The following is a 9,338-nucleotide window of genomic DNA, read 5'->3' on the forward strand; positions in this document are numbered from 1 at the left end:
GCCCCTCCCCCGGGCCACCGGCCCGGTCGGCGGCCCAGGCGGCGGCCGGATCCCCGGCTCCTTCCTCGGCCGCCGACGCGTCCGCCGGGGCGCGCAGGGTGCCGGAGGCCGAGGCGAAGCGGTCGTCCAGCGAATCCGCCGCGGCCGTGGGCCCCGTGTCCCCGGTGGAGTCGTACAGCCTCCCCCACCAGTCGTCCCCGCATCCGGTGGGCCTTCCCCCCTGCTGGCTCATGCCCCGATTGTCCACCGCACGGCCCGGATGAAAACGGGGCATCCGGAAAATCCGGCCGCCGCGCACGCCTCGAACGGCCCGCCGGGGGACGCATCGAAGGCACGTACGGGTCGTAGGGGAGGGCGCGGACGCGTACGGGTCGCGCGCAAGTCCCGTACAGCGCGTACGAAAGGCCCGCGCAGGGCGGCCCGTAGGGGAAAAGCCGCCGGGCGGTCCCACCCCCCACGGGAGAACCGCCCGGCGACACCTGGGTGGCCCGGGCCGGGGCACGGCCCGGACCCGGGACGGCCGGAACACCGCCGTTCGAGCCGTCCTCGCGGGCGGCCCGCACCGGGCCGCGCCGCCGGGTCCGCGCGCTGCGCGCCGGCTCGGCCGCCGTCGCCCCCGGCTCCGGGGCCGCCCCCCGCCGTCCGCCTCCGCGCAGGCCACACCCGTGGGACCGGGGCTGTGGCGGTCCCCCGGTCCGTCGGTGAGGCCACCTTGTCAGGGTGACCGGGGGTACGGCGATGATGTTCGGCGGCGGGTTTGCGTCGTGGCCGGTTTCCGCCACGGCGAGGCGCCGCCGAGGTGGTCCCTGGCCGGATGGGGAGGCGGCGGCTGATGCTGGCAGCGATAGGGCTGGACGAGAGACACGAGTCGGCGTACCGGGCCCTGGTGTCCGTGGGCGCCGCGGAGGTGCCGGATCTCGCCCGGCGGCTGATGCTCGGCGAGCGGGAGACCGAGCGCGCCCTGCGCCGCCTGGAGCGGCAGGGGCTCGCGGCCCAGTCCTCGGCCCGGCCCGGCCGTTGGGTCGCCGCCCCGCCGGGGGTGGCGCTGGGCGCGCTGCTCACCCAGCAGCGCCACGAGCTGGAGAAGGCGGAGCTGGCCGCCGCGCTGCTCGCCGAGGAGTACCGGGCGGCGGCCGCGCAGCCCGCCGTGCACGATCTGGTGGAGGTGGTCACCGGCGCCTCCGCCGTCGCCCAGCGTTTCCTGCAGTTGCAGCTGGGTGCCGCCGAGGAGGTGTGCGCGCTGGTCACCGGTACCCCGATGGCGGTGTCCGGGACGGAGAACGACGCCGAGGAGCAGGCGGCCGGGCGCGGGGTGCGCTACCGGGTGGTGGTGGAGCGGGCGGTGCTGGAGGGCCCGGAGAGCATCACGGAGCTGACGGCCGCGCTCGGCCGGGACGAGCAGGTGCGGGTGATCGACGAGGTGCCGACCAAGCTGGTGATCGCCGACCGGGCGCTGGCGATGGTGCCGCTGACCGCGCACAGCGCGGAGCCGGCCGCGCTGGTGGTGCACGCGAGCGGGCTGCTGGAGCTGCTGTCCGGGCTGTTCGAGTCGGTGTGGCGGCAGGCGCTGCCGCTGCGCCTCGGGGTGTCCGGCGTCGTGGAGCAGCGCCCGGACGATCCGGACGCCACCGATCTGGAGGTGTTGTCCCTGCTGCTGGCGGGTCTGACCGACGCGAGCGTGGCCAAGCAGCTGGACCTGGGCCTGCGCACGGTGCAGCGCCGGGTGAAGCGGCTGATGGAGCTGGCCGGTGTGACCACCCGGTTGCAGCTGGGCTGGCACGCCTATGAGCGCGGCTGGGTGGCCCGGGAGCGGCCCGCCGCGGGCGACGACGCGCAGGCGCCGTCGCGGGAGGCGTGACGGCGGACCACGGCGCCCCCCCTCCATGGCCGTACGGCCATGCTCTGCAGGGTCGTGCGGGCCACGGCACGCCTTCCAAGGCCATGCGGGGTCCCCCTCCAGAGTCATGCGGGCCGCAGCACGCCCTCCAGGGTCAGCAGCCGCACCTTCCGCTCCAGGCCGCCCGCGTAGCCGGTGAGCGAGCCGTCGGCGCCGATCACCCGGTGGCAGGGGCGTACGACGAGCAGCGGGTTGGCGCCGATCGCGCCGCCCACGGCCCGTACGGCGGCGCGGGAGGCGCCGATGCGGGCGGCGATCTCACCGTAGGTCGTGGTCGCCCCGTAGGGCACGGTGTCGAGGGCGGCCCACACCCGTTCGCGGAACGCGGTGCCGTGCGCGCGCAGCGGCAGCGTGAACTCCTTGAGGTCCCCGGCGAAGTAGGCCCGCAGTTGTTCCTCGGCCGCGCGGAACGGCCCGGGGTCGTGCCGCCAGCCGTCCTGGACGGTGCGGCCGCCCTTCTGGCCGGGCACGGACAGGGAGGTGAGGGCGCCGCTGCCGTCGGCGGTCAGCAGCAGCGGGCCGAGCGGGCTGTCCACCCGCGTCCAGTAGGTGCGGTCCCCGGGGTCCGTGCGCTGAGTGCCGTCGGTGGTCGCCGGGTCGGCGGGGGTCGTCATGGGAACTCCAACTCCCCTGCGGTGCGCAGGTGATCGAGGGCGTACGAGCGCCAGGGGCGCCAGCTGTCGGGAACGGGTGTGCCGGGCGGGGCCACGTCGGGGTCGCCGAGGGCGCGGACGCGGATCGCGGCGGCCGTGGCGGCGTCCAGGCCGGGCAGTGCGAGCAGCGCCCGGTGTGCGGCGTCCCGGTCGGCGCCGGGGTCCAGCCGGACGGTGCCGTCGGCGAGGGCGGCGGCCAGGGCGCCCAGGGCGCCGGCCGGTTCGGCCTCGGCGAGGACGGCCGGCTCGGGGAACAGGTGGGTGAGGGAGCCGCTGGGGGCGTCCAGCGCCTTGCCGTAGCGGCGTACCAGCTCACCGGCCGCGGCCGGGCCCACCAGGGTCCGGATCGCCGCCTCGTCGGGGTCGCCGGCGCCCGGTGACCTCAGGCCGGGGCGAGCCGCGACGAGCGGGGCGAGCCGGGGGTCCGCGCCGAGCCGCTCGTCGACGGCGTACGGGTCGGCGTCGAGGTCGAACAGCCGCCGCAGCCGCTGCACGGCCGTGGTCAGGTCGCGCGGGTCGGTCAGGTGCAGCCGGGCCTCCAGCCAGCCGCCGGGGTGGGTTCCGCCTCCGGCGCGCGGTGCGCCGGGGCGTTCGTCGACGGCGGCGATCCCGGTGCCGTGCGGCAGTCGCAGGGTGCGCCGGTAGGTGCGCCGGCCGGGCACGCCGGTGACCTCCTCCACCGCGGGCACGGCCTCGCGCTGGAGCAGGTCGAAGACGGCACCGGAGTGGTACGGGCCCCGGTGGGCCAGGCGCAGCGGGATGCCCGCGGCGGGGGTGGTCGCCGCGTCGCGGTGCCGGGTGCCGGGTGCGGCGGCGCGCAGTGCGCTCGGGGTCATGGCGTAGACGGCGCGGATGGTGTCGTTGAACTGGCGCACGCTGGCGAACCCGGCGGCGAAGGCGATCTCGGTGACGGGCAGACGGGTGGTCTGCAGCAGGACGCGCGCGGTGTGCGCCCGCTGGGTCCGGGCCAGCGCGAGGGGCCCGGCGCCCAGCTCGGCGGTGAGCTGCCGCTGCACCTGCCGTGCGCTGTAGCCGAGCCGGGCGGCCAACCCGGCCACGCCCTCGCGGTCGATCACCCCGTCGGCGATCAGCCGTACGGCCCGTGCCACCACGTCCGCCCGTACGTTCCACTCGGCGGAGCCGGGCACGGCGTCCGGGCGGCAGCGGCGGCACGCCCGGAAGCCGGCGCCCTGGGCGGCGGCGGCCGTGGCGAAGTAGCGCACGTGGTGCCGTTTGGGGGTGACGGCCGGGCAGCTGGGGCGGCAGTAGATCCCGGTCGTCTCGACGGCGAAGAAGAACCTGCCGTCGAACCGGCCGTCCCGGCTGCGCACGGCCTCGTACCTGGTGTCCTCGTCCATCACAGGGTCCAGTCTCCGCCCGCGGCACTCGATCCGCTGGCGGAAATCGGACACGGCGCTGAGGACACCGGCGGTGCCCCGGGCGGGCCGGGCCGCCCGTCGCCGGGGCCGTGACCGGCCGTGGGCGCGCTCGCTGGTTCCCGCGTCACGCGCCCACGGCGGCGGTGCCGTCGGGCACCGTCGCGGTCCTCAGCCCCACCGCCCCCGCTTGGCCTCCATGGCCGCCCGGCCCTCGGCGCCCCGGCGCTTCCACTCGCGCCGGATCTCCGCGCGCAGCCGCGCGTCGGTCCTGGCGACGATCCGCTGGTTCTCGCGCAGCAGCTTGCGGTAGCTCTCCAGGCGTCGTACGGGCAGGTCGCCGGCGTCGACGGCGGCCAGCACGGCGCAGCCGGGTTCCCGGTCGTGGGCGCAGTCCTGGAACCGGCACCGCGCGGCCAGTTCCTCGATCTCGGCGAAGACCTGCCCGACACCGCCGCCGGCGTCCCACAGGCCGACTCCGCGCAGCCCCGGCGTGTCGATGAGGACGCCGCCCGTGGGCAGCACGAGCAGGTTGCGGGTGGTGGTGGTGTGCCGGCCCTTGCCGTCGACGTCCCGGGTGGCCTGGACGTCCATCGCGTCCTCGCCGAGGAGCGCGTTGGCGAGCGTGGACTTGCCCGCGCCGGACTGCCCGAGCAGCACGGACGTGCCGTCGGCGAGGGAGGCGGCGAGCACGTCGAGCCCGTCGCCCGTTACGGCGCTGACCGGCAGCACGGGCACGCCCGGCGCGGTGGTCTCCACGTCGTGGACGAGGTGGGCCTGCCCCACCGGGTCCGGCACCAGGTCGCCCTTGGTGAGGACGACCACGGGCTGGGCGCCCGATTCCCAGGCCAGCGCGAGGAACCGTTCGATGCGGGCCAGGTCGAGGTCGGCGGCGAGCGAGACGCAGACGACGACGTGGTCGATGTTGGCGGCCAGCACCTGGCCCTCGGAGCGCTTGGAGGAGGTGGACCGCACGAACGCGGTGCGCCTCGGCAGCAGGGCCCGCACGTACCGCGGGTCGCCGTCGGGGTCGAGCGCGGCCCAGTCCCCGGTGCACACGATCTTCATCGGGTCGCGGGGCACGACGTACTCGGTGTCGGCGCGGACCGTGCCGGCCGCGGTGACGACGTCGCACCGGCCGCGGTCGACCCGCACGACCCGGCCGGGCACCAGCCCGCGTCCGGCGTACGGCGCGAACTCCGCTTCCCGTCCCTCGTCCCAGCCGTACGGGGCCAGCGGGTGCGACGGAGCGGAAGCGGTCGGAGAAGAGGAGGAATTCAAGGGGAACCCTTCGCAGGGTGGCCCCGGCCACGCGCTGACGGGCGCGAGGAGAACGAAAGGGATCAGCCGGAGGCCACGGAGGTGGAGTGGACGAACTTCTGGTTGCGGGCAGCGCCCGGCACGGCGACCGTCATCACGTCCCTCACCTCCTGCTCACACGAGTTCTTCCACGCGCTCGACGGCGTGCGGTGGGCAGCGTAGGCGACGCGGACGCCGCGCTGCCACTGCTTTTTCGGTGCGGGCACTGAATTCCGCTGCGCCTGGGCATCGTCCCCCGCGCTCGGCTCCGGCCCACCGATGCGATCTCGGCCTGTGGTCGGGTGGGGCCACCGTCACGGTTGCAGCCGCTGATGCCGCCATCCGTTGCCGTCCGCCTCGTAGCGCAACCGGCGGTGCAGCCGGTCCGGGCTGCCGTACCAGAACTCGACCGACTCCGGGCGCAGCAGGTAGCCGGTCCAGCCCTCGGGACGCGGGATCGGGGCGTCGCTGCTCGCCAGCTCGCGGGCGCGAACCCGCAACTCCTGCTCGTCCGGCAGCGGTTCGCTCTGCCGGGAGGCCGCGGTGGTGGCGCGGGCGGCTCGCGGCCGCTCCTCGAACAGCGCGTCGGACTCCTCCGGGCCGAGCACGTCCACGGGGCCGGCCACCGTGATCTGCTGCAGCGTCTCGCGCCAGTAGAAGGTCGCGGACGCGTACGGCACCGCGGCCAGGTCGCGGCCCTTGCGGCTGCCGCGGAAACTGGTGAACAGCAACCCTCGCGCCTGCACCGCCTTCAGCAGCAGCACTCTGCTGGAGGGCCGCCCGGAGGCGTCGGCGGTGGCCAGCACCATGGCGTGCGGCTCCCGCACGCCGCGCCGTACCGCCTCCTCCAGCCACTGCCGCAGCAGCCCCTCGGGGCTGGGCGGCGGGGTGTCGAACTCGGGAAGGTCCAGTGCGGTGTCGCCGCTCAGCGTCTGCGCCGGGGAAGACATGTGCCGACTGCTCCTGTTCCGCTGGGTGTTCAGCACGGTCGTGTACGAAGTGTTCTGCCACGGACCACGTCAGCCTGCCACGACCGGGTGCGCGGGTGCGGCGCGCCGCACCGCATCCGGCCGGTGGCCGCCGCACGGCCCGCGCGGCCGGCGGAGTGTCACTCCACGGTCAGGCGCGGGAAGGGCACGACGAACATGCCGCCGGCCCGGACGAAGTCCGTCAGGCCGGCGACGATGTCCTCGCGGAAGTTCCAGGCGAACAGCACGCAGTAGTCGGTGCCCGCGCGGTCCAGGGAGCCGCCGGGCAGGACGGGGACGCCGGACCCGGGCACGTACAGGCCGTGCTTGCGCGGGTTGTCGTCGACGATGAAGTCGATGGTGTCGTCGATGCCGGCCTGCGCCATGAGGGTGACCGCGCGGGCCGAGGCCCCGTAGCCGGCCAGGCGCCTGCCCCGGTCGCGCAGCCCGTGCACGACGTCGCGCAGCGCGGTGTTCCCCCGCCGGGTGCGGACGGCGAACTCGCTCATCAGCGCGCCGTCCGTCACCCCCGCGGCCTCCTCCCGGCGCAGCAGTTCGCCGACGGCCGGTGCGACGTCGGCGGGCCGCACCGCGTCGGCCGGGCGGAGCCGGCAGCGCAGCGAGCCGCCCTGGGTGGGGATCTCCTCGACGTCGACCACGCACAGGCCCTCCCGCTCGGCCGCGGTGCGCAGCGCGTGCAGGGAGAAGTACGACATGTGCTCGTGGTAGACGAACTCGTACATGCCCCCTAGCGCCATGGGCAGCAGGTGTGCGACCTCCACCACCGCGTGCGCGGTGGGTTTGAGCAGCAGCCGGATGCCCCGCAGGGTGCTGCCCAAGTCACCGACGTGTGCGAGCACGTTGTTGGCCAGGACGAGGTCCGCCGGCCCCTGCTCGGCGTGGATCTTCTCGGCGACCCGGGCGTCGAAGTGGGTGGCGTGGGTGGGCACCCCGGACGCCTCGGCCTGGCGGGCGAGGTCGGCGGCGGGGTCCACACCCAGCACGCGCAGGCCCGCCGCGGCGAACGCGCGCAGCAGCGTGCCGTCGTTGGAGCCGATCTCGACGACCACGGCGCCCGGCGGCAGCCGGTGGCGGGCCACCAGGGTGCGCGCCAGCGCCGCGTAGTGGCGCACCAGGCCCGGGGCCGCACCGGTCGCGTACCGGTAGTCGCGAAAGAGCAGGTCGCGGTCCACCAGGTCGGCCAGTTGCACATGGGTGCAGGCCGAGCAGCGCACCAGGCGCAGCGGGAACCTCGTGGCGTGCCGGGCTTCCTCGGCGGTGGGCGCGAGGGCGTTGGCCGGGGGTGTGGGCCGCAGGGCGAGGACGTCCTCCAGGGCCGTCGCCGAACCGCACAGCAGGCAGGTTCCGGCGGCGGCCGGCGGGTGTGTGCTCATCCCTGCCTCCAGCGGACCAGCTCGCCGATGCCCTCCAGGTAGGGGGCGACCTCGGGGCGGTCCTCCAGGGGCGCGACCCGGACGACCTCGTCCTCGTAGCGGCGGCCGCGCCGGTCCCAGTCGGAGAGCGTGACGAACACGGTGCGCTCGGGGAAGACGGTGGTGTGCGCCACGCCCCGGGGGCTGACCACGGACTGGCCGGGGCCGATCTCGGCCACGGAGATCCGCTGTTCGGCGTCCTCCTCGATGTAGATCATGCGGCCGGAGACGACGTACATCAGGTGGCTCTCGTGGCGGTGGTAGTGGTTGCCGCGTACGGCGCCGGGCTCGGACTCGATGACCGTCGTGCCGGCCGTGTCGAAGGGGGGAAGGGTGATGATCCGGCCGCGCGGGTCGGTGTGGACGGCCTCGGGCGGGAGGGTGCGCGGGTCCGGGGAGCCGGCGGTGTTCTGGCGGGGCACGGCGGTCCTCCTGGCAGGTGGGTCGGGGCGGGCGGATCTCGGAGTGCGGCGGTGGGGCCGGCTGCGGGTCAGGCCACGGCGGGTGAGGGGGCGTTCCAGTGGAAGTCGGCGTCGAGGTCGCCGCTGCGGCGGCGGGCGAGCAGCCCTTCGCGCCGGTCGGTGCCGGCCCAGCCGGTGCCGGCCTCCTCCAGGGTGTGCCGCAGCCGCAGCCGGTAGGCCCGCACGACCTCGCGCAGTCCTTCGGCGGCGGGGCAGGGGGAGGTGAAGTCCGCGAAGGCGGTGTGGAACTTGTCGAAGTTGACGGCGTAGCTGCGGTTGTCCGGGGCGGGGACCTTGGTGACCGTGACGTCGGGCAGCAGCTCGCACGCCATCCGGACGACGTCGGCGACGCGGTGGTTCTGCTCGGGGAAGCCGACGTTGAAGACCTGCCCGCCGACGGCCGTGCCGCCGGTGTCCAGCACGCGGCGGACAGCGCGCGCGGCGTCGCGCACGTGCAGCAGGGGCCGCCACAGCAGGCCCTCACCGCTCATGCGGATCTCGCCCCAGCGGCTGGCGGTCAGGGCGATGCGGTTGACCATGATGTCGCTGCGGAAGGACGGCGCGTCGCCGAACAGGGTGGCGAAGCGCAGCGCGACCGGGGCGAAGGCGGCGTCGGCCAGCCGCAGCACCTGCTCCTCGGCCTCCACCTTGCTCAGCGCGTAGGCGGTCTGCGGGGCGACCGCGTCGCGCTCGGTCAACTCGCCGCTGCGGGCGGCCCCGTAGACGCTGCACGAGGAGGCCAGCACATAGGTGCGCACACCGAGGTGTTTGGCCAGCCGGGCCAGGCGCACCGCGGCGTGGCCGTTGATGCGGTGGGTGGCGGCCGCGGACAGTTCGCCGCAGGCGTCGTTGCACAGGGCGGCGAGGTTGACGACCGCGTCGCAGCCCGCCAGGTGGTCCGGGCCGGCCCGGCGGACGTCCTCGCGGGGCTGGACCGGGGCGTCGTCGAAGAAGCCGGTGTCCAGCCCGACGACCTCGTGTCCGTCCCGCAGCAGCGACTGCTCCAGGACGGAGCCGAGATATCCGCGGTTGCCCGCCAGCAGAATTCTCACAGCTCTCCTCGCACGGGTGTCAGGGGTCGTGGTGAGGTGTGCTCGCGTCGTGCGGCCCGCGGCGCGCCCGCTTCGCGGTGGGCGCGGCGTGGGTGTGCCGCGCGGTGACGACGGCGGGCGGCGGGCGGTCGGGCGCCGCGGCGAGCGCGGGGGGGGGGCGGGCGGCCGCGGGCGCTTATACGCCTCTGACGCGGGCGGC

General features: G+C 75.7%; 9 protein-coding genes and 1 pseudogene. 1 reads left to right on the forward strand and 9 read right to left on the reverse strand.

Annotated features, from left to right (window positions below; genetic code table 11):
• A pseudogene (locus GV126_RS36935) lies at positions 1 to 232 on the reverse strand (protein phosphatase 2C domain-containing protein); the annotation flags it as partial.
• Between the two features lie 600 nt (positions 233 to 832).
• Here GV126_RS36935 and GV126_RS32695 point away from each other — a divergent pair.
• On the forward strand, positions 833 to 1,858 hold the full coding sequence (locus tag GV126_RS32695; protein ID WP_159674626.1) for a helix-turn-helix transcriptional regulator: 1,026 nt from the start codon (positions 833 to 835) through the stop codon (positions 1,856 to 1,858).
• 104 nt (positions 1,859 to 1,962) lie between these two features.
• On the opposite strand, the gene GV126_RS32700 is transcribed toward GV126_RS32695, so the two are convergent.
• From GV126_RS32700 to GV126_RS32735, 8 genes are all read right to left on the reverse strand, one after another.
• Positions 1,963 to 2,511, reverse strand: coding sequence for a methylated-DNA--[protein]-cysteine S-methyltransferase (locus tag GV126_RS32700; RefSeq protein ID WP_202036468.1), 549 nt, complete (start codon positions 2,509 to 2,511; stop codon positions 1,963 to 1,965).
• Entirely contained in the window at positions 2,508 to 3,908 is a 1,401-nt protein-coding gene (locus tag GV126_RS32705; RefSeq protein WP_201299967.1) for a DNA-3-methyladenine glycosylase 2 family protein, read from the reverse strand. The genes GV126_RS32700 and GV126_RS32705 overlap by 4 nt, the downstream gene beginning before the upstream one ends.
• A gap of 189 nt (positions 3,909 to 4,097) precedes the next feature.
• Entirely contained in the window at positions 4,098 to 5,207 is a 1,110-nt protein-coding gene (gene rsgA, locus GV126_RS32710; protein ID WP_159674630.1) for a ribosome small subunit-dependent GTPase A, read from the reverse strand.
• Positions 5,208 to 5,269: 62 nt separating this feature from the next.
• Positions 5,270 to 5,452, reverse strand: coding sequence for a hypothetical protein (locus tag GV126_RS32715; RefSeq protein WP_159674632.1), 183 nt, complete (start codon positions 5,450 to 5,452; stop codon positions 5,270 to 5,272).
• Positions 5,453 to 5,539: 87 nt separating this feature from the next.
• Entirely contained in the window at positions 5,540 to 6,175 is a 636-nt protein-coding gene (gene phzG, locus GV126_RS32720) for a phenazine biosynthesis FMN-dependent oxidase PhzG (RefSeq protein WP_159674634.1), read from the reverse strand.
• Between the two features lie 158 nt (positions 6,176 to 6,333).
• Positions 6,334 to 7,587 carry a class I SAM-dependent methyltransferase gene (locus GV126_RS32725; protein WP_159674636.1) on the reverse strand — a complete coding sequence of 418 codons (1,254 nt, stop codon included), beginning with the start codon at positions 7,585 to 7,587 and terminating at the stop codon, positions 6,334 to 6,336.
• Positions 7,584 to 8,048: a cupin domain-containing protein gene (locus GV126_RS32730; protein WP_159674638.1), complete on the reverse strand. Its 465-nt coding sequence runs from the start codon at positions 8,046 to 8,048 to the stop codon at positions 7,584 to 7,586. The genes GV126_RS32725 and GV126_RS32730 overlap by 4 nt, the downstream gene beginning before the upstream one ends.
• 68 nt (positions 8,049 to 8,116) lie before the next feature.
• The gene (locus GV126_RS32735) at positions 8,117 to 9,139 is read right to left on the reverse strand and encodes an NAD-dependent epimerase/dehydratase family protein (RefSeq protein ID WP_159674640.1); all 1,023 of its coding nucleotides are present in this window, start codon (positions 9,137 to 9,139) and stop codon (positions 8,117 to 8,119) included.
• Positions 9,140 to 9,338 lie beyond the last annotated feature (199 nt).

The organism is Streptomyces mexicanus (assembly GCF_902506575.1).
GTDB classification, from domain to species: Bacteria; Actinomycetota; Actinomycetes; order Streptomycetales; family Streptomycetaceae; genus Streptomyces; species Streptomyces mexicanus.